This is a genomic window from Dinoroseobacter sp. S76, assembly GCF_049801095.1.
Taxonomy (GTDB): domain Bacteria; phylum Pseudomonadota; class Alphaproteobacteria; order Rhodobacterales; family Rhodobacteraceae; genus Dinoroseobacter.
Genome location: NZ_JBNAGH010000012.1, coordinates 45,355 through 66,183, shown reverse-complemented (window position 1 = coordinate 66,183; position 20,829 = coordinate 45,355). Strand labels below are relative to the sequence as shown.

General features: G+C 63.3%; 16 protein-coding genes. 8 read left to right on the top strand and 8 right to left on the bottom strand.

Going from position 1 to position 20,829, the window contains the following annotated elements:
• Window positions 1-34: 34 nt before the first annotated feature.
• Entirely contained in the window at window positions 35-2,650 is a 2,616-nt protein-coding gene (gene clpB / locus ACP153_RS20675) for an ATP-dependent chaperone ClpB (RefSeq protein ID WP_424972910.1), read from the bottom strand.
• A gap of 196 nt (window positions 2,651-2,846) precedes the next feature.
• Here clpB and pyrF point away from each other — a divergent pair, with 196 nt between their 5' ends.
• Window positions 2,847-3,551, top strand: a complete 705-nt coding sequence (gene pyrF / locus ACP153_RS20670; RefSeq protein ID WP_424972909.1) for an orotidine-5'-phosphate decarboxylase — start codon at window positions 2,847-2,849, stop codon at window positions 3,549-3,551.
• 15 nt (window positions 3,552-3,566) lie between these two features.
• Here pyrF and ACP153_RS20665 read toward each other — a convergent pair whose 3' ends face one another.
• Together ACP153_RS20665 and ACP153_RS20660 are read right to left on the bottom strand one after the other, a co-directional pair.
• Window positions 3,567-3,848, bottom strand: coding sequence for an NfeD family protein (locus tag ACP153_RS20665; protein WP_424972908.1), 282 nt, complete (start codon window positions 3,846-3,848; stop codon window positions 3,567-3,569).
• Window positions 3,848-4,735, bottom strand: a complete 888-nt coding sequence (locus ACP153_RS20660) for an SPFH domain-containing protein (RefSeq protein WP_424972907.1) — start codon at window positions 4,733-4,735, stop codon at window positions 3,848-3,850. Before ACP153_RS20660 ends, ACP153_RS20665 begins: the two co-directional genes overlap by 1 nt.
• Window positions 4,736-4,928: 193 nt before the next feature.
• On the opposite strand from ACP153_RS20660, the gene ACP153_RS20655 reads away from it, so the two are divergent.
• Window positions 4,929-5,846 (top strand): MBL fold metallo-hydrolase, encoded by a 918-nt coding sequence (locus ACP153_RS20655; RefSeq protein WP_424972906.1) that lies wholly within the window; start codon window positions 4,929-4,931, stop codon window positions 5,844-5,846.
• A gap of 790 nt (window positions 5,847-6,636) precedes the next feature.
• Window positions 6,637-7,665, top strand: a complete 1,029-nt coding sequence (locus ACP153_RS20650; RefSeq protein ID WP_424972905.1) for a calcium-binding protein — start codon at window positions 6,637-6,639, stop codon at window positions 7,663-7,665.
• Between the two features lie 148 nt (window positions 7,666-7,813).
• Here ACP153_RS20650 and ACP153_RS20645 read toward each other — a convergent pair whose 3' ends face one another.
• Complete coding sequence (locus ACP153_RS20645) at window positions 7,814-8,089, bottom strand: hypothetical protein (protein WP_424972904.1); 276 nt, start codon at window positions 8,087-8,089, stop codon at window positions 7,814-7,816.
• 16 nt (window positions 8,090-8,105) lie between these two features.
• Complete coding sequence (locus ACP153_RS20640; protein WP_424972903.1) at window positions 8,106-10,196, bottom strand: hypothetical protein; 2,091 nt, start codon at window positions 10,194-10,196, stop codon at window positions 8,106-8,108.
• Between the two features lie 356 nt (window positions 10,197-10,552).
• Between ACP153_RS20640 and ACP153_RS20635 the strand changes: the two genes are divergently transcribed.
• The gene (locus ACP153_RS20635) at window positions 10,553-10,951 is read left to right on the top strand and encodes a metallopeptidase family protein (protein ID WP_424972902.1); all 399 of its coding nucleotides are present in this window, start codon (window positions 10,553-10,555) and stop codon (window positions 10,949-10,951) included.
• 381 nt (window positions 10,952-11,332) lie between these two features.
• Here ACP153_RS20635 and ACP153_RS20630 read toward each other — a convergent pair whose 3' ends face one another.
• Complete coding sequence (locus ACP153_RS20630; protein WP_424972901.1) at window positions 11,333-13,006, bottom strand: NAD+ synthase; 1,674 nt, start codon at window positions 13,004-13,006, stop codon at window positions 11,333-11,335.
• A 206-nt stretch (window positions 13,007-13,212) separates the two neighbouring features.
• On the opposite strand from ACP153_RS20630, the gene ACP153_RS20625 reads away from it, so the two are divergent.
• Window positions 13,213-14,676, top strand: a complete 1,464-nt coding sequence (locus tag ACP153_RS20625) for an MORN repeat-containing protein (RefSeq protein WP_424972900.1) — start codon at window positions 13,213-13,215, stop codon at window positions 14,674-14,676.
• Between the two features lie 6 nt (window positions 14,677-14,682).
• Here ACP153_RS20625 and ACP153_RS20620 read toward each other — a convergent pair whose 3' ends face one another.
• Both ACP153_RS20620 and ACP153_RS20615 read right to left on the bottom strand, forming a co-directional pair.
• The gene (locus ACP153_RS20620) at window positions 14,683-16,215 is read right to left on the bottom strand and encodes a cryptochrome/photolyase family protein (protein WP_424972899.1); all 1,533 of its coding nucleotides are present in this window, start codon (window positions 16,213-16,215) and stop codon (window positions 14,683-14,685) included.
• Entirely contained in the window at window positions 16,212-16,877 is a 666-nt protein-coding gene (locus ACP153_RS20615) for an SDR family oxidoreductase (RefSeq protein ID WP_424972898.1), read from the bottom strand. The genes ACP153_RS20620 and ACP153_RS20615 overlap by 4 nt, the downstream gene beginning before the upstream one ends.
• A gap of 126 nt (window positions 16,878-17,003) precedes the next feature.
• On the opposite strand from ACP153_RS20615, the gene ACP153_RS20610 reads away from it, so the two are divergent.
• The 3 genes from ACP153_RS20610 (at window position 17,004) to ACP153_RS20600 (ending at window position 20,796) form a co-directional block, all read left to right on the top strand.
• Entirely contained in the window at window positions 17,004-17,801 is a 798-nt protein-coding gene (locus ACP153_RS20610) for a hypothetical protein (RefSeq protein WP_424972897.1), read from the top strand.
• A gap of 183 nt (window positions 17,802-17,984) precedes the next feature.
• Entirely contained in the window at window positions 17,985-19,562 is a 1,578-nt protein-coding gene (locus ACP153_RS20605; RefSeq protein ID WP_424972896.1) for a 2-isopropylmalate synthase, read from the top strand.
• Between the two features lie 196 nt (window positions 19,563-19,758).
• Entirely contained in the window at window positions 19,759-20,796 is a 1,038-nt protein-coding gene (locus ACP153_RS20600) for a rod shape-determining protein (protein WP_424965371.1), read from the top strand.
• Window positions 20,797-20,829 lie beyond the last annotated feature (33 nt).

The following is a 20,829-nucleotide window of genomic DNA, read 5'->3' as shown; positions in this document are numbered from 1 at the left end:
GGCCCCCGGCTGGGGGCCTCCGCATCGGTCGGGATCAATGCACCACCGCGTCTTCCGGTGGTGTACGCTGGGAACTCGACACGCGATCGCCCACCAACAACCCATCCACCCCGGCACTGATCGGGATGGTGTCCCCATCGGCGAGATCCCCGGACAGAATCATCTCCGCCAACTGGTCCTGCAGCGCCCGCTGGATCACCCGCTTGAGCGGACGGGCGCCAAAGACCGGGTCATAACCCTCATCCGCGAGCCAGGTCCGCGCGCTGTCATCCAGCGCGAGGCTAAGCTTGCGCCCATCGAGCCGCTTCTGCAGGAGGGCAAGCTGGATGTCGACGATCGCGTCCATGTCCTCGCGCACAAGCCGGTCGAAGATGATCGTCTCGTCCAGACGGTTGAGGAATTCGGGCCGGAAATGGGCCCGCACCGCATCCATCACATCGCGCTTGGCCGCGCCTGTATCGGCCCCGTCGGGCAGCTGGCTGAGCGCCTGCGCCCCGAGGTTCGAGGTCAGTACGATCAGCGTCTGCTTGAAGTCGACCGTCCGGCCCTGCCCATCCGTGAGCATGCCGTCATCCAGCACCTGGAGCAGCACATTGAACACATCCGGATGGGCCTTCTCGACCTCGTCAAACAGGACAACCTGATAGGGCCGCCGCCGCACCGCCTCGGTCAGCACACCGCCCTCGTCGTAGCCGACATAGCCCGGAGGGGCGCCGATCAGACGGGCCACCGCGTGTTTTTCCATGAACTCCGACATATCGATGCGGACCATCGCGCTGTCATCGTCAAAGAGAAACTCCGCCACGGCCTTCGTGAGCTCGGTCTTGCCGACCCCGGTCGGCCCAAGAAAGAGGAACGACCCAAGCGGCCGGTTCTCGTCATTCAGGCCCGCGCGCGCCCGGCGCACAGCATTGGCGACCGCCCGCACGGCGGACTTCTGACCAATGACCCGGCGCCCGATCTCGTCTTCCATGCGCAGGAGCTTCTCGCGCTCGCCCTCCAGCATCTTGGAGGTCGGGATCCCGGTCCAACGCTCAACCACGGAGGCGATCTGTTCGGGCCGCACGGCCTCCTCGACCATCACGTCGCTCTCGCCATTCTCCGCCGCGGCCAGCTGCTTTTCGAGCCCCGGGATCACGCCATAGGACAGCTCCCCGGCGCGCCCCAGATTGCCCTCGCGCTTGGCGATCTCAAGCTCCGCACGGGCCTTGTCGAGCTGCTCCTTCAGGTCGCGCGCCGCACTCAGCTTGTCGCGCTCGGACTGCCACTGGGCGGTCATCTCGGCACTGCGCTGCTGCAGCTCCGACAGGTCCTTTTCCAGGGTCGCCAGACGGTCGCGCGAGGCCTGGTCATCCTCGAGCCGCAGGGCTTCGGCCTCGATCTGCTTCTGCAGGATCTCGCGATCCAGCGCGTCGAGCTCTTCGGGCTTGCTGTCCACTTCCATGCGCAGCCGCGACGCCGCCTCATCCACAAGGTCGATCGCCTTATCCGGAAGGAACCGGTCGGTGATATAGCGATGGCTGAGGGTCGAGGCTGCCACCAGCGCACTGTCCGAGATCCGCACACCATGGTGCAGCTCATATTTCTCCTTGATCCCGCGCAGGATCGAGACCGTGTCTTCGACCGTCGGCTCCTGCACGATCACCGGCTGAAACCGCCTTGCGAGGGCGGCGTCTTTCTCGACATATTTGCGGTACTCGTCGAGGGTCGTGGCCCCAACGCAGTGCAACTCGCCGCGCGCCAGGGCCGGCTTCAGCAGGTTGGAGGCATCCATCGCCCCATCCGCCTTGCCCGCGCCCACAAGCGTGTGCATCTCGTCGATAAAGAGAATGATCTCGCCCGCCGCAGCAGTCACCTCGGAGAGCACGGATTTCAACCGCTCCTCGAACTCGCCGCGATACTTCGCGCCCGCGATCAGGCTGCCCATATCGAGCGCCATCAGCTTCTTGTTGCGCAAGGACTCGGGCACATCACCATTCACGATCCGCAGGGCGAGACCTTCGGCAATCGCGGTTTTCCCGACGCCCGGCTCCCCGATCAGCACCGGGTTGTTCTTGGTCCGGCGGCTCAGCACCTGCATGGCGCGCCGGATCTCCTCGTCACGGCCGATGATCGGGTCGATCTTTCCGTCAGCCGCGGCCTCGGTCAGGTCGCGCGCAAATTTCTTCAGCGCGTCATAGCCCGATTCCGCCGAGGCCGTATCCGCCGTCCGCCCCTTGCGAATGTCGTTGATGGCCCCGTTCAGCTTCTGGGCGGTCACGCCCCCCGCCTCCAGCGCGGTCTTCGCCCCGGATTTCGTCACGGCCAGCGCAGTCAGAATCCGCTCCACCGGGACAAAACTGTCCCCGGCCTTGGTCGCGATCTTCTCCGCCTCGTCCAGAACCTTCGAGGTCTGAGCATCCAGATAGGTCTGCGCCCCGTCACCCGACACCTTGGGTAGTTTGTCCAGCGCGGCCTCAAGCGCCTCGCGCACGCGCGCGAGATCCCCGCCCGCCCGTTCGATCAGGTTGGCCGCCAGACCTTCGTCATCATCCAGAAATGCCTTCAGCAGATGTTCGGGCACCATGCGCTGATGGTTTTCCCGCATCGCAATGGTCTGAGCGGCCTGAAGGAAGCCGCGCGACCGTTCCGTGAACTTTTCCAGGTTCATCGGTTTCTCCTTTGTCCAAGCGCTTGCCCGGTGAGACGCCCGCTCGGCGGCACGTCTCTCGCAAGCCTCACATCTCAGATGGGCGTGAAGAAACCGTTGCGCAAGAGCCACAGACCCAAATTGCGCCCATGCCGCGCGCCCTCTTGCGGGCGCACCGACGCTCTGGCAGGGGAAGGCAGCAACCAAGGAGGCCCCGATGACGCAAACCGCAGATGATCGCCTGATTGTGGCGCTGGATGTTCCGAACGCGCTGGCCGGGCTGGAGCTTGCGGGCAAGCTCGGCGACGCGGTCTCCTTCTACAAGATCGGGTTGGGGATGCTGACCGGCGGGGGGCTCGCCCTGGCCAATGAGCTCAAGACCGAGCATGGCAAGCGGATCTTTCTCGATATGAAACTCTTCGATATCGGCGCGACAGTGGAGGCTGCGGTGCGCGGGCTCGCGCAGTTCGAGCTCGATTTCCTAACCGTGCATGGGGATCCCCATGTGGTCGCCGCCGCCAAGGAGGGCGCTGCCGGATCGGACATGAAGATCCTCGGGGTGACGATCCTGACCTCGCTGGACCGGGCGGATCTGGATGCTTGTCTGATGCCCGAGGGGCCGGTTCAGGATCTGGTGCTGGAGCGCGCAGGCCGCGCGCTGGAGGCCGGGGCCGATGGCGTCATCGCCAGCCCGCAAGAGGCCGCCCTGATCCGTGCCCTGCCCGAAGCGGCCGGGCGTCTGATCGTGACCCCGGGAGTGCGCCCTGCGGGGGCCGCGCTTGGCGATCAGAAACGGGTGGCCACGCCGGGGGCGGCGATCACCGATGGCGCGGATCATATCGTGGTGGGTCGCCCGATCTGGCAGGCCGAGGATCCCGCGGCTGCGGCCCGCGCCGTGCTGGCCGAGCTGCCTGCGGCCTAGCCGGGCTGACCAGACCTAATCTTCGTTGATATCATGGTCGAAGGTCTTCACCTGGCCCTGGCGCAACCCGAAGATCCGGCGCAGCGCCAGCCAGGAGATCAGCGAGAGCACTGCAAAGATCAGGCAGAGGATCGGCACGGATTGCGTCCAGCCGAGCTCCGCCGGGGTAACCAGCAGCATGCCGCCCACCAGGCCCGCGCCAATGGCGATCCCCAGGAAGATGTAGCCGGGCGCCAGCATCTCGACAAAGCCGAGGATCAGCGCCGCCGCAAACCAGAACCAGGGCGTGACCAGCATCAGCCGCGCCCTTTCAGCATGTGGAACGCATTGGTGAAGGCATCCACCGCATCCGCAGGTACGATCACCGTCTGCGTGCCTTGGGACGAGCCCACTGCCGTCAGCGCCTCGACCTGTTTCAGCGCGACCTGATACTGCGCGGCCTCTAGACCATTGTCCTGAATGGCCCGGGCCACGGCGCTGGTGGCGTAGGCCTCCGCATCGGCGAGCACGCGACGGGCTTTCGCCTCCTGCTCGGCGGCGTAAAGCTCCGCATCCGCGGCGAGCTCCACCGCGCGCTTCTGCCCCTCGGCCTCGGTCACCTGCGCCCGGCGCGCGCGTTCGGCATTCAGCTGCTGCAACATCGCCTCGCGGGTGGCGGCATCAAGATTGACGTCGAGGATTTCCGCCCGGGTCACCTCGATCCCCCAATCATCCACCGCATCCTCCACCAGCAACTTGATCTGGCTGATCAGCTGGCTGCGGTTCGACTGCACCTCATCGAGCTCCATCTTGCCGATCTCGGCCCGGACAATCCCGGCCACGGTGGTGGCAATGGCGCCATCCACATCGCGGATCCGGTAAACCGTGCGCTCCGGCTCGAGGATCCGGTAGAAAACACTCGTCTCCACCTGCACCAGCACGTTGTCGCTGGTGATCGCATCCTGACTGTCATTGGGCAATTGCCGCTCAAGGATCGAGACCTGATGGGCCACGCGATCCAGAAACGGCACGATGAAGTTGATCCCCGGCCCCAGCACCGCGCGCAGCCGGCCAAAACGCTCCACCACGTGTTTCTCCGACTGCGGCACGATCCGGATGCCGAGAAACACGCATAGCAAGATGAACCCGGCCAGAAGCAGGATCACCAGATTTTCCTGAACAAGGGTAAGAAGCAGCTCTTCCATTGGATGGCTCCGGTCTCGGCACGCCCCGATGGCCCGCCCCTGGCGTGTTCGCCGCACGCGCAGGATAGCACTATCCCCTTGAGCGTAAACGGCCCGATAACACCGGGCCCGTCCGCCGCCCGTGATCCACCCACCGGGCTGGCCAAAATGTCGCAGCGCCCTATTTATGAGCGATCACTCAAGGAGATGACATATGAGCACATTCACACGCCGCCAGGCCCTCGCCGCCGGGGCTGCCCTGCCCCTCGCCGCCGCTGCGGGCAGCCCGGCCCTGGCCGCTGCCGATATGAAAGGCGCGACCGTGCCGACCCATAACCGCATCAAGCTCGGCGGGTTCGAGGTCACGACCCTGCTCGCCGGGACCACCAAGCGCGACGAGATCCAGTCGATCTTCGGCATGAACGTCTCGCCCGAGGAATTTGCTCAGGTCAGCGCCGAGAACTTCATCCCGGCGGATGCCTCGCAATTCTTCTTCACCCCGACCGTGGTCAATACCGGCAGCGAGCTGGTCCTCTTTGACACGGGCCTCAACCCCGATGGCATCACCAGCGCTCTGGCCGCAGCCGGATACACGCCGGATCAGGTGGACACGGTGGTGATCACCCATATGCATGGCGACCATATCGGCGGGCTGATGTCCGGCGACGACCCGACCTTTGCCAATGCGCGCTACGTGACCGGCGCGGCGGAGCACAATCACTGGTCGAACGCGGGCAATGACCGGTTCAACACCAATGTCGCGCCCCTGAACGAGCAGTTCAGCTTCCTCGATGATGGCGGCTCGGTCGCCTCGGGCATCACCGCCATGGCGGCCTTCGGCCACACGCCGGGCCACATGACCTACCGGATCGAGAGCGAGGGCCAGGCCCTGATGCTGATCGCGGATCTCGCCAACCACCCGATCTGGTCCCTGGAGCGCCCCGATTGGGAGGTGCGCTTTGACATGGACAAGGCCGGGGCCGCCGCCGCCCGCCGCGCCGTGCTGGGCCAGATCGCCGATGAGCGGATCCCGCTGATCGGGTATCACATGCCCTTCCCCGGCGTCGGCTTCGTGGAGACCCGCGGTGATGGCTTCCGCTATATTCCGCACAGCTATCAGCTGATGCTCTGAGCCGTCGGGACCGCGACGATCAAGGCAGGCCTCCGGGCCTGCTTTTTCGTTTGGGGAGGCTGAAGGCTCTATGGGCTCTGTCCGCAGTGTGTGTTGCGAACAGAGCCCGCCCGGTCTCGTGAGTGGTGACGCCCAGCGCCCTCATACAGGGTGTGTGCCCTGCGGTGTGTCAGACGCGTTCACCGATGCATTGCGACACATATGCATCCGGCATTTGGGGCCAGGAGGACCGGGTGTTCCCGCCTGTGGATCACATTTAGGGACACCCCGATACCGCTACCATCGCGCGATTACGTGACAGAGCCATGGAGTGCGAATCGTTCACGCGACACAAGCCTCACCAATGCCTGCGTGCGGGACACAACAGGCCGTTGTTTTCCGTCTTGCTGGACCAACCTTTTTTCGTAGCAGTCCATTTTTTCCTGTCATGTCACGCGCAGGAACGTCGAACAGGGTGGGTGCAGACGCTGTTTTGAGCGGCACCAGAAGGGTTTTAGACAGGAATCATCAGTGCCTCTGTGTCACTGATGACTGGCAACGCTCTTCGACCGAAGTGCTCTCAAGCTGCCGAAGCTCAGGAGCCCGGACCACTATCACTCGGTGACGTTACCGGCTCTTCAGCTCGGACGTCCTTCTGGTACGACACTCTTCGGCACCAGTTCCTTCGCCTAGTTTCGCTCCCCTCAAATCAACTCACATCCTATCCGCATTTCGTGACCAGAGTTTAGTTCCAGAAGCGCGCATCGTGAACGTAGCTGAGCCTGCAGAAACGCGCAGTACGGAGACGCTCATGGCGACATTCACTTCAACCCGCACGATCCTCAAAGTAGAGGGTTTAAATGCTCAAACCCTCACCGGGACGACTCTGGCAGCGGGAACGCAACTGACAGCGGTCACGCTGACAAGCATCGATCAACTTGATCCGGCTTTGCCTTTGGGAGCTCAGGAGGTGGACGCAGACGGTCTAACAGGGGAGACGTTTGTCTCATTCCTCGGCGGAGCGAGCGTTTCCAATGTTCCTGCTGAACCCGCAACGCTGCTCATCGATGGCGTGGAGGTCGCACAGCGTGTCCCGGACCTACACTTGATCGAGCCGGACGGGGCAGGCGGGCTGGATGTTCAAACGGACGGGGGCCAGATCGCGCGCCCGCTTTTTTTTGAGATTGATGGAACGATTTTCATCGTTTCTGCCGACGCAGGCGTGGACCTTTCAGGTGTCACTGAGCTCACCTCGGCCATCACGATCGGCGCAGAAAGCTTCAATGAAGAGATCGCCGTCGACACGACCAACTTTGCACCTGACCCTGGGGACGACGATCCGGTCGACCCTGACCCTGTGGATCCGGATCCCGTGGATCCTGCACCCACACCCATCAATGAAATCAATGGCACCGATGGCAGCGATTTTCTGTCAGGGACACGCGCCGCGGACGAGATCAATGGCGGTGGCGGTCGCGATGACTTGTTTGGTCGCGGCGGCGACGACATCCTGAACGGCGGCGATGGTCGTGACGAACTGCGTGGTGGTGGCGGCGACGATGTGCTCAATGGCGGGCGCGGAAATGACCTGCTGATCGGTGGTCGCGGAGCGGACACGTTCCTCTTTCAAACGGGGGATGGCGATGATGTGATCCGCGGTTTTGGGGCAGATGATGTTGTGGACCTCAGTGATATCGCGTCACTGACAGGCTTTGCCGACGTTCAAAACGCGCTGACCCAAACAGGGTCCAGCGCCGTGTTGGATCTCGGCAATGGCGACAGCGTTTTGTTCCTCCGGACGTCTGTAGACAGCTTCGTCGCTGACGATTTCACATTCTGAATGTGTTGCGTGATGCGTCTGGCTTGGTCCGGTGGCGTCACGCTTCGCTTGCTGAATATCCGACTGCTTTCGCGCGTGGCCCTGCCGTGTGATCGCGGGCATGGGCCGCGAGAGGCGTGACGCCAGCTGAGGAACCGACGGGGTCCTCTCAGGAGAACATCAATTCTCGGCTTAAGGCAGTTTCCAATTGTCCTTTCAAACGCCGGTATTCCCAATCAAGACCACGCAGCAGTTTTCGGCGCTGCGTGTGTGGAAATTGTATGATGTAAGTGGTTGAGTTTTGCTCGAAGACATCTTCGGCAACCGCGTTTGACTGACCGAGCTTTCTCTTTCCGGGCCAGCCAGCAACGCTTGGCTTGCCGGGGCGAAACACGGCGCTCGAACACAGCCGCGCAGCCGCTGCGCAGCCAAAACTCTCAGGCACAAGAAACCCTCCGCGATCAGCCAACAGCCTCAATCATCGCCGGAGCAGCGCAGGCCTCCAACCAGCCCGCCAGATCCTCATGGGCCTGAACCGATTGATCGACCTCCAGCAACGCCGCGTCGAACCCTTCAGCATAGGTGACATTCTCCAGCACCCAGTTCTCAACCAAGAGCTCGCCATTCTCCCGTGCCGCCCGGACCCCCTCCGCCCGGATCTCCGCATCGTTCCGGGTGAAGGTCTGGAACTCGAGCGCGATCCCAAGTGCACCCAGCTTCTGCCCCAAGGACTCCGTCAGAACCGGAACCTGCACGAAGTCGAATGACTTCAGCGCGTCGACAATGGACAGAAACGTACTGCTGACATCACGGATCGCATCCAAGGTCTGAACATCCCCCGCGCGCACCTTGTCCACGTATTCGTAACCCGCCACGATCACGCTGCCGATGGCTCCGGGCACGCCTCCGAGGCCCAGCGCGATCTTGGTGATCAGGTTCACCTCGTTCCACACAATCAGCCACTGGCTCGCATCGATGATGGTACGGTTCAGCTCGATCAGCGCCTCGTTGATCTCGACCCGCGCCTGATCCGTCTCGATCTGTTCGCGTTGAACAAGCAACTCGTCTATCGCGAAGGATACCTCCGCCTGCGCCTGATCCAGCGAGGGTAGCGAGATGCCGACCTCGACCTCCGCTGTCAGCCCCTCGTCATCCGTGGCCTCAACGAGGTATGTCAGATCCGCCGTCGCATCATCGCCATCCCCGAAATAGAGGCAGAGATCCTCCCCCGTGGTGTCGAAGATGAAACGATCCGCGAAATTCAGCGTGGCCCCCGGACGCGGCGCGTCGGTGATCTCAAGATCCAGAAAGACCCCGCCCGGATCGGTCACCATGCCCTCTTCCTCGACCGTGGCGAAGAGATGCGCCGCCGTGGGATCCGAGAAATCGAACACCGCCTGCAAAAGGGGATCCTTCGGCTCCGGCGTGCCGTCCTCATCCGGCGGCGTGACCGTCACGTCCAGAAGTGCCCCATAGTTCTTGTAGTCTGCACCCCTCGCCCATTCACGCCAGGTCACCAACAGATCACCGGTTTCCGAGGCCGCCATCTCCAGGTTTTGTACGGAATCCGTCTTGAAGTTATCCACCCCAAAACTCTGCGGCGCGCCAACCGCCTGTCCATCCGCATTGAACAGCTGAACCTTGACGCTTTCCTTGATCTGCGTGGTCATACCCCCTGTTTCCGGATCCGGCACGCGCGAGTAAGCGAAATCGATCCAGGCGATCGCGAACTGACCATCAGGAAAAGACGCGATGACAGGCTGATAATTGGATGTATTCGCTAACCCTTCATGGGCTAGGATCTGTCCTGTCACAGGCTGATTGTCGACATCGAACATCTGGTAGTAGACGTCGAAATCCGAATTCGCCCCGTTCAGCACCTCACCCGCAAACCGCATCCAGGTCACCACATAGCCGCCATCAGGCAAGGCCGCGACCTGCGGGAACCGATCATTGGCATCAAAACTGTCGACCGGTGAGATCTCGAATTCAGCGCCGACTTTGTTGCCAACAGAGTCGAACTCTTGCGCAACGATCCCGCGCGGCGCTCCGCTGACTGTTTTTGACGCATACACGACGATGAACCCGCCATCGCTGAGCGCGGCGACCGAATGCTCATTCTGCGTATTGCGGACCTCCGTGTTCACACGGTCGAGATCGTTGATGATGACCGAATTGGGCTCCATGACCCGCAGATACACGTCGTCAAACGCGTCATCGCCGCCCGCGCTCGCGACCACCACATGATTCAGCCCTTCCAGGATGACCATCTCTGGATCCCGGCCAATCGCCGTGGGAAACGGGCCGCCCGTCAGAGAGCCATCCGTGTTGACCACCTGCCCATAGGCTTGCCCTTCCTGGTTTGCGACCACCGCGATCAACCCTCCGGTCGGGAGCGCGACCATCTCCTCGACTGTGCTGCCCCTTCCGGTGAGCACAGGAACGGCAGGGGTCTGAGGGCTGCCCGAACTGTCGAAGAACTGCACCATGGCAACACCATTGAGAGAGAACCCAAGCGCATAGCCGCCATTGGTCAGCCAGACAGGGGTCATTTCAGGGACAAGTCCGACACCAGGCAGTCTGAATTTCGCGCTCATTGGGGACCTCCGTCAGCAAATCGATTTGCATCCGTTCGGTGGTCCGTCGCGCCTTCCATCCAGTGTCAGTGCTTCGTGATCATCGCAAACGGATGGCAGAATACCCTAGCCTAGACCGGCGGTTTGCCGGAGCGCTATCCCAAGGGCATCGAACCGCACTGGAATGCGCCACCGGGCATCCAATCACATCAATCCTGTATGTATTGTTTCCGATTTGCGCCCAATAATCTGGATTACACGGGACCAACGTCTTGTCCGGATGCGCGCGTGCCCCTTCAGTTCGATCGATATCCTCGCCATAAAACGAGGTGATGGCTCAAACCCCTGACACAGATCTGACTGCGTTTCTCGGCATTGCCCGTGCCACCGTGGCAGCGTTTCCTGCGCCCTTCGCGACGCTGGCAGCGGAGGTCTCCATCGTCATCGAAGAGATGCCGCAGGAGTGGATGCTCGCGGATCTCGACATTGGGGACCCACTCGATCTCACGGGCCTTTATGACGGGGTGCCACTCACCGAGAAGTCGGTCTTTGACCAGCCCATGCAGCCGGACACGGTCTGGCTCTTTCGCCAGCCGATCCTTGCCGAGTGGCGCGCGCGGGATGGCGTGCGCCTCCCTGATCTGATCGCCCATGTGACCGTGCATGAGTTCGCCCATCACTTCGGTTGGTCCGATGACGACATCGCCGCTATCGACCGTTGGTGGGAGTAGTGTTGCGCGATTTGGGGGTCAACGCGCGCCCGTGCCCGACACTTGCCCGACACATGTCCGACAGGGCGCAGACAGGGTGCCGACGGCCGTCTGACCCCACCTGACAGCCATCCGTTTCGGGCAGGCAGCACAGGGATCGGCTGTGGCGGATGCAGCTCCGCCAACGGATCGGAACCGGCATACCCCAACGGGTCACCGACCCCTTGGATGCCTTTCTGAGACATGGAAAGTCTCGATGCCAGCGGGTGTCCAAAGCCTTCTGCGGGATCCTAAGCCCTACCTCTGCACCCAAGCCAAGGAAAACCAGCATCCCGCCATGATAGTGCCTCGACGCCCCTCTGGCCGCATCGCGCCGACGCGCGCTTTCAACCTGTTCGCGGTTCAGTGGTTGCGGGTCGCCGAGGTGTCGCGCCAGCGGTTCACGATCGGGTAGCGGCGGTCGAGCCAGAAGGCCCGCTCCGTCAGGCGCGCGCCGGGTGCAGATTGGAACCGCTTGTATTCACTGATGAAAATCAGGTGCTCGACCTTTTTGACCGTCTCAAGCTCGAACCCCTCGGCCACCAGATCCGCCACCGAGGCCTCCCGGTCGATCAGCCCTTCGAGGATCGCGTCGAGGATGCCATAGGGCGGCAGGCTGTCCTCATCTTTCTGATCCTCGCGCAGCTCCGCCGAGGGCGCTTTGTCGATCACCCGCTGCGGGATCACCTCGCCAGCAGGCGCCAGCATCCAGTCGCGGTGGTTCTCATTCCGCCAGCGGCAGGTCTCGAAGACGCGGGTCTTGTAGAGATCCTTGATCGGGTTGTAACCCCCTGCCATGTCGCCATAAATCGTGGCATAGCCCACGGCGACCTCGGACTTGTTGCCCGTGGTCAGGAGCATCTCCCCGAACTTGTTGCTCAGCGCCATGAGGAGTAACCCGCGCAGACGCGACTGCACGTTCTCCTCGGCAATCCCCGGCGCGGTCCCATTGAAAAACGGCGCCAACGCCTCCGAGACCGCCGCCCGCGGCCCGGCAATGGGCAAGGTATCGAGCGGGCAACCGAGACGCTCGGCCACGCCCGCCGCATCCTCCAGCGAATGGTCGGAAGTATACTCCGACGGCAGCATCACGCAGCGCACGTTTTCCGGTCCGATCGCGTCGGCCGCGATCGTTGCCACGATCGCGCTATCGATCCCGCCGGACAGACCCAGGAGCACCTTGCCGAAACCCGATTTGCGCAGGTAGTCGCGCAGGCTCTCAACCATCACCCGGTAGTCGGATTCCCATTCATCGGGCAGCATGGCCTTCTCGCCATCACGGATCCGCCATCCCTCGGGCGTCTCGTCCAAATCCAGATGGGTGATGGCCTCGTCCATGGAGGGCATCTGCAGGGCCAGGGCGCCATGGGGGTTCAAGGCAAAGCTCGCCCCATCGAACATCTGGTCATCCTGCCCACCCACCATGTTCAGATAGATCAGCGGCAGACCCGTCTCGATCACCCGCGCGACCATCAGGTTCAGGCGCGTATCATGCTTGTTCCGATGATAGGGCGAACCATTGGGCACGAGCAGGATCTCGGCAGCTGATTCCGCAAGGGTCTCGGTCACATCCGGATACCAGGCATCCTCACAGATCGGAGTCCCGATGCGAAGCGGTCCGATCCGGTAGGGGCCGCTGACCGGGCCCGAGGTAAAGAGCCGCTCCTCATCGAACACATCCGCATTGGGCAGGTGATGCTTGAGCACCCGCGCCACCACGCGCCCGCCTTCGAGAATGGCGTAAGTGTTGTAGAGCTTGCCGCCATCGAGATGGGGGCAGCCAATACCCAGAGCCGGTCCATCGGCGCAATCCTGCGCCAGAGCGGCGAGCACCCGTTCCGCATCCGCCGCAAAGGCCGGGCGCATGACCAGATCCTGGGTCTGGTAGCCGGTCAGGAACATCTCCGGCAAGGCCACGAATTGCGCCCCGGCGGTCTTGCCCGCCTCCCAAGCCTCCAGGGCCTTGGCGGCATTGTCCTCCAGCGCCCCGAGCGTGGGGTTCAACTGGGCCAGGGTCAGGCGAAAGGTCTGGGTCATCTGGAGCGCCTCGGGGTCTGTTCGGAAAGCGAAGCCCTGCTTCGCCATTGGGGCGTTTGTAGCAGGTCCACCGCCGGGCGAAAGGCTCGCTGCGCAGGCGCGGGCCTCCGCCTAGCCCATTGCTCCCTGCCGGGCGGTCCAGTAGCCTTTTGCCCAACGAGAGACCTGCCGCATTTCGCGGTGCGAGACCCGACAGGATGCGACCGATGCCACAGACCCCTCTGCCCCTCCTCCCCCTGCGCCGGATCGCGCTCAGCGCCAGCCTCGCGATCGCCCTGGTCAACCCGGTCAGCGCACAGGACGGCGCCATCGTGAAGCAGTTCGATGATGGTGGGATCTATGAGGGGACCTTCGTGGACGGGCTGCAGGATGGGGTGGGCACCTACACGCTCCCAAATGGCTATGTCTATACGGGCGAATGGGCCCGTGGCGAGATCCGGGGGCAGGGCGAGGCGCGCTTTCCCAACGGCTCGGTCTATGTGGGCAGCTTTGTGAAGGGCAAGCCCGAGGGTCAGGGCCGCATCACCTATCCCGATGGCGCCACGTTTGAAGGGGCCTGGGTCGATGGCCGGATGACGGGCGAGGGCACGGCGAGCTATGCCGATGGAGCGCTTTATACCGGATCCTTTCTGAACGGACGTCAGCACGGTCAGGGCCGGATGGAGGCCGCGGATGGCTATATCTATGACGGCGAATGGGTCGATGGCGCCATGCAGGGCCGTGCGCGCATCACCTATGCGGATGGGGCGGTCTATGAGGGCGATGTGGTCGCGGGGGAGCGTACGGGCTCCGGGCGGCTGACCCGACCCGACGGGCTCGACTATGACGGCGCATGGCTCGATGGCCAGTTCAACGGTCAGGGCCGTCTGATCCAGCCCAATGGGGACATCTACGAAGGCACCCTGGTCAACGGGTTGCTGCAGGGCGAAGGCACCATGATCTATGCCAGCGGGCTGCGCTATACGGGCAGCTTCGCCGACGACCAGCGCAACGGGCAGGGCGTCTTTGAAGGCCCCGATGGCTATCGCTACGAAGGAAATTGGGTAGCGGGCAAGATCGAGGGCGAGGGCAGCGTCGTCTATCCCGATGGCTCCCGTTATGTGGGCAGCTTCGTGGATGAAAAGCCCCATGGCGCGGGGGAGATCACCTATCCGGACGGCTCGACCTATGCGGGCACCTGGGTGGCGGGCGTGATCGAGGGCGACGGGGTCGCGCGCTACGCCAATGGCATCGTCTATGAAGGGCAATTCCGCAACGCGCTCACCGATGGGACCGGCACGATCACCTACCCCAATGGCTACAGCTATACGGGCGATTGGGTGGCCGGCGAGAAAGAGGGCGAAGGCACGGCCACCTATCCCGATGGCTCGGTCTATAGCGGCGCGTTCCAGGGCGGAATGCGCGAAGGCGAGGGCGTGGTCGTTCTGGCGGACGGGTTCCGCTACGAGGGCAACTGGACCGGCGGCGAGATCAACGGGTTTGGCCGCGCGACCTATGCCAATGGCGATGTCTATGTGGGCACATTTGAGGGCGGCAAACGCTCCGGCCAGGGCACGCTGACCTATGTGGGCGGACAGGTCGAATCCGGCGAGTGGCAGAATGGCGCGCTCCTGCGCAATGGCGGGACCACGCCCGAGGCGCAGGATGACGACGCAACGCCGACCGAGTAACTCCGCCTAGATCCGCTCCCCCCGGTCGAGCCGGGCGAGCAGGCCCTCGGCCTCGGCGAGCACGGTCTCGCGGCGCGTCTCGTCCATCCGGTCGAACGTTCGATACATCTGCGCCATCCGCGGATTGTTTGCGAAACTCTCGCGGTGCCGGATCAGGAACTGCCAGTAGAGCAGGTTGAACGGGCAGGCCCCCTCCCCCGTCTTCTGCTTCACCTTGTAGGCGCAGCTTTTGCAGTAATTCGACATGCGGTCGATATAGGCGCCGCTGGAGACATAAGGCTTCGAGCCCAGCACCCCGCCATCGGCGAACTGGCTCATCCCGATGACGTTCGGCGCCTCGACCCATTCATAGGCATCCGCATAAACCGCGAGATACCATTCATGCACCTCAGCCGGGTTGATCCCGGCAAGGAGGGCGAAATTCCCGGTCACCATGAGCCGCTGGATGTGGTGGGCATAGGCCTCATCCCGGGTCTGGGCGACGGCCTGCGAAAGGCAATGCATGTCGGTGTCGGCATCCCAGTAGAAGGACGGCAAGGCTCGATCATGGCCCAGCGCGTTCCGCTGGGTATAGTCCGGCCCCTCCCAGAAATAGATCCCGCGCATGTATTCCCGCCAGCCGATGATCTGGCGAATGAACCCCTCCACCGCGTTGAGCGGCGCGTGCCCCGTGCGATAGGCCGCCTCCGCCGCGTCACAGGCGGCGCGCCAATCCAGCAGACCCGCATTGATATATTGCGAGATCACCGCGTGGTAGAGGAACCGGTTTTCCGACAGCATCGCATCCTGATAGTCGCCGAATTTCGGCAGAGCGTGCTGAATGAAGTGGTCGAGCGCCTCCTGCGCCTGATCCCCGTCGGTCGCGAACCAGAACGGCCGCAGGGTGCCGAAGTTCTCGCCAAACAGCGCCGCGACCAGATCGAGCACTTCTTCGGTGATCGCGTCGGGGGTGAAGCGGAGAGGTCCTTCAAAGGCGACATCCTCCGGCGCGGGCTTGCGGTTGTCGTGATCGTAGTTCCACTTGCCGCCCTCGGGCTTGTCGCCCTCCATCAGGTAGCCGGTTTTGCGCCGCATCTCGCGGTAGAAATACTCCATCCGGAGCTGCTTGCGCCCCTCCGCCCAGGCATCGAACTCCGCATGGCTGGCGAGAAACCTTGTGTCGGGCATCTGGTGAACCGGCAGCGGACAATCCTCCAGCGCCGCGATCAGACGCCATTCGCCGGGCTCCGTGGCGATGACCTCCGTCGCACCGACCTGCGCGGCCCGGCGCAGGAGCTCACCGGGAATGGAGTGTGTGTTCTCCGGATCATCCAGAGTTGTATAGGTGACGGTCCAGCCCTGCTCCCGCAGGCGCGCCGCGAACTTCCGCATGGCTGCAAAGAGAAAGGCGATTTTCTTGGGGTGATGCGGCACGTAAGAGGCCTCATTCTGCACCTCCGCCATCACCACCACATCGCGTGCAGGGTCCGCCTCGGAGAGCGCCGCGATATCAGGCGAGAGCTGATCGCCGAGGATCAGGATCAGACGCGGCGCGCTCACCACGGCACCTCCGCCCCGGACCAGTCGAAGAACCGGCCCGTATCTGCGGCGCTGAGCCCGTCCACGACCCGCACGAGATTGGCCGCCGCTTCCGCCGGAGGGACCGCAGGGTGGCGGCCGAGATACTTGGCGGTGAACGGCGTCGCGACCGTGCCCGGATGGAGCGAGACCACCGCCGCCACCCGATGCGTACGCGCGATTTCAATGGCTGCCGTGTGAACAAGCTGGTTCACCGCCGCCTTCGCCGCGCGGTAGCTGTACCACCCTCCGAGCCGGTTATCCCCGATCGAACCCACCCGCGCGGAGAGCACCGCAAAGACCGATGGCCGGTCCTTCGGCAGCAGCCTTTGCGCGTGCCGCAAGACCAGCGCCGGGCCCATCGCGTTGACAGAAAACTGGTCCAAAAGGGCCTGCGGCGTGAGGTCGCGCAGGGACTTTTCCGGCGCAGAGCCGGCGACTTCGAGAGCACCGGTCGCCACAATTACCCGGTCGAACACCCCCTCCAGCGCGCCGAGCTGGGCATCGACCGCTGCAGCGTCCGTGACGTCGAGCCCCGTGCCACTCCGTGACAAGCCAATGATTTCGTGTGTTTTTCCGAGATTTTCCGCGAGAGCCGTGCCGAGTCCGCCCGAGCTCCCGAGGATCAAAGCGCGCGGCGCCATAGCTGCTCTCCTTGTCATGGGCGTGACACTTAGGTCGCAGCGGCAATCTGCCGAGGGCTTTTATTAAGGTTTTAGGGTTAGCCTTTTCGCACGGCTGAGGGAGGTAATGTAGAGTGAGACTGACGAATGACCAGACTATTCATTGCCGCGCTCGCATCCCTGCTGCTTGGGGCTCCTGCGTCCGCGATTGAGCTACATCTTCTGAGAAGTTTCCCGTCCGACGGCCCCTCGGGCCTCGCCTATGATCGCAATTTCTGTGGCCTCTGGGTCGCCAACGAAACCGGTACAGTCCGGCTGATCGACCTCTGGGGCAACGAGGTGCGCAGCTTCGAAGCGCCCTTGCACCGTGTCGATGCGGTCGCGGTCGAGGGGGATCACCTGCTGATTTCCGATGGATCGGGCCTTTATCAACGGGTCTCTCGCGAAGGAAAGGCTCTGGGCGAGGCGTTCCGCCTGTCCCTGACCCTGCGCGACACGGACGGGCTCTATGTGGACAATACCAGCTCGGATTACTGGGTCGCCGATGACACCGCGGCCGAGATCGTGCAGATCCGGCAGGATGGCACCACCGTGCGCCGGCTGATCGGCTATATGCAAAGCCCGCAGCTCATGGAACCGCAGGGCATCACCCAGGATCCGGTCCATGGGACGATCCTCGTCGTCGATGACGCGGATGCCTCGGATAGCCTTTTTGAGTTCAACTCCGATGGCGTGCTGCGCTCCGTGACCTCCCTGCAATTTGCGGGCAATGACGCAGAGGGTGTGTCGATCAACGCCGAAGGCACGCAGATCTATGTGGCCTTTGACGAGGGCGGGCTGATCGCCGTCTTCGATTACAGCCCGACCGATATCGGGTCCTTCGGTGAACCGCTGCCATCGGCCTGCATGATTTCCAGCTTGGAATTCGCGGAGCCGCCCGTATAAAGGGGCCCATGACGCTGCAATCCGCCTCTGACACGATTTTGCCGCGCGCCCTGATCGGCGCGCGCGATGCTGCACGTCTCCTCCTTCTTAGCCGCCTCTGAGCGTGCCGTTCGGCGCGACCGCTCAGAGGTATCCGCCGCGCCATTCGCGACAGACATAAACGGCTAATCCAAGAGACATCCCATGACCGACAAGACGAAACAGGACCGCGTGTTGATTTTCGACACGACCTTGCGCGACGGCGAGCAAAGCCCGGGCGCGACCATGACCCATGACGAGAAGCTGGAGATTGCCGGTCTGCTCGACGAGATGGGCGTCGATATCATCGAGGCGGGTTTCCCAATCGCCTCCGATGGCGACTTCGCCGCGGTGAGCGCGATTGCCAAGAACGCCCAGAATTCGGTGATCTGCGGGCTGGCCCGGGCGAATTTCAAGGATATCGACCGCTGCTGGGAAGCCGTGCGCCATGCCCGCCAGCCCCGGATCCACACCTTTATCGGCACTTCGCCCCTGCACCGCGCCATTCCGAACCTGACCATGGACGAGATGGCGGACCGGATCCACGACACGGTCACCCATGCGCGCAACCTCTGCGACAATATCCAATGGTCGCCCATGGACGCCACGCGCACGGAGTATGACTATCTCTGCCGGGTGATCGAGATCGCGATCAAGGCAGGCGCCACCACGATCAACATCCCCGACACCGTGGGCTATACCGCCCCGCGGGAGAGCGCGGACCTGATCGCGCGACTGATCGGTGACATCCCTGGCGCGGGGGACGTGACGTTCGCCACCCATTGCCATAACGATCTGGGCATGGCGACCGCCAACGCCTTGGCCGCCGTGGATGCGGGCGCGCGCCAGATCGAATGCACGATCAACGGCTTGGGCGAGCGTGCAGGCAATACCGCGCTGGAAGAGGTCGTCATGGCCCTGCGCGTGCGCAACGACATCATGCCCTACCAAACCGGCATCGACACCCAGAAGATCATGAACATCTCGCGCCGGGTCGCCTCGGTCTCGGGCTTTGCAGTGCAGTTCAACAAAGCGATTGTCGGCAAGAACGCCTTCGCCCATGAGAGCGGCATCCACCAGGACGGCATGTTGAAGAACGCCGAGACCTTCGAGATCATGCGCCCCGAGGATATCGGCCTCAGCGAGACCAATCTGGTCATGGGCAAGCATTCCGGCCGCGCGGCCCTGCGCGCCAAGCTGTCCGATCTGGGTTATGAGCTGGGCGACAACCAGCTCAAGGATGTCTTTGTCCGCTTCAAGGCTTTGGCCGACCGCAAGAAAGAGGTCTATGACGAGGATCTGGTCGCCCTGATGGGCGAGGCCAGCACCGACCCTGCGCGGGAGCGTCTGCAGGTCAAGTTCCTGCGCGTGATCTGCGGGACCGAAGCGCCACAATCGGCGGACCTGACCCTGACCGTGGATGGCACCGACACCCAGACCACCGCACAGGGCGACGGCCCGGTGGATGCGACCTTCAACGCGGTCAAGACGTTGTTCCCCCATGGGGCGCGGCTGCAGCTTTATCAGGTGCATGCAGTCACCGAGGGCACCGACGCCCAGGCCACGGTTACCGTCCGGCTGGAGGAGGAGGGGCGCATCGTCTCCGGTCAGGCGGCGGATACGGACACGGTTGTGGCCTCGGCCAAAGCCTATGTGCAGGCCCTGAACCGGCTCCTGGTGCGGCGCGAAAAGACGCCCGAAGGCAGCGACCGGCGCGAGGTCTCCTATAAGGATGTGAGCTGACCGGGCGGATAAAACGCGGCGGCGGGCCCTCCCGGCCCCCGTCAAGACCCTGCATCCCCGCCTTGGCCTGATGGCGGAAAGCTGCCATAGGCTGGGGGAATGGGTCTTTACCCGCTGCGGTGCAGCGGTCATTAAGACGTGCACCTCGGCGCGCCCGAGTCTGTGCCAAGGATTCTAGACGTGGGGTAGGCGGGCAATGGCAGGTGGCTTTTCGCTCTTTTCAACGGATATGGCGATCGACCTCGGGACAGCGAACACGCTGGTCTATGTCAAAGGCAAGGGCATCATCCTGAATGAGCCCTCCGTGGTGGCCTATCATGTGAAGGACGGCAAGAAGCAGGTTCTGGCCGTGGGCGAAGACGCCAAGATGATGCTGGGCCGGACGCCCGGGTCCATCGAGGCCATCCGCCCCATGCGCGAGGGTGTGATCGCGGATTTCGACGTGGCCGAAGAGATGATCAAGCATTTCATCCGCAAGGTGCACCGCCGGACATTCTTCTCGAAGCCCAAGATCATCGTCTGCGTGCCCCATGGCGCGACCCCGGTTGAGAAACGCGCGATCCGCGATTCCGTGCTCAAGGCCGGTGCGCGCCGCGCGGGCCTGATCGCCGAGCCGATTGCGGCGGCCATCGGTGCGGGGATGCCGATCACCGATCCGACCGGATCCATGGTTGTGGATATCGGTGGCGGGACGACCGAAGTCGCCGTGCTCAGCCTCGGCGATATCGTTTACGCGCGCTCGGTCCGTGTGGGCGGCGACCGCATGGATGAGGCGATCATCAATTATCTGCGCCGCCAGCAGAACCTCCTCATTGGGGAGGCAACGGCGGAGCGCATCAAGACCTCCATCGGAACGTCGCGCATGCCCGATGACGGGCGCGGGGCGACAATCCATATCCGCGGGCGCGACCTTTTGAACGGGGTGCCGAAAGAGGCCGAGCTCAACCAGGCCCAGGTGGCCGAGGCCCTGGCCGAACCGGTCCAGCAGATCTGCGAGGCGGTGATGACCGCGCTCGAAGCGACGCCGCCGGATCTCGCCGCGGACATCGTGGATCGCGGTGTCATGCTGACCGGGGGTGGCGCGCTTCTGGGTGAGCTGGATCTTGCCCTGCGCGAGCAGACGGGTCTGCCCATTTCTATTGCCGACGAGTCGCTGAATTGTGTAGCCTTGGGCACAGGCAAGGCGCTCGAATACGAAAAGCAACTGCGCCACGCGATCGACTACGAAAGCTAACGCAACCCGGCGGCAGCGCCCGCTGAGGAGGAG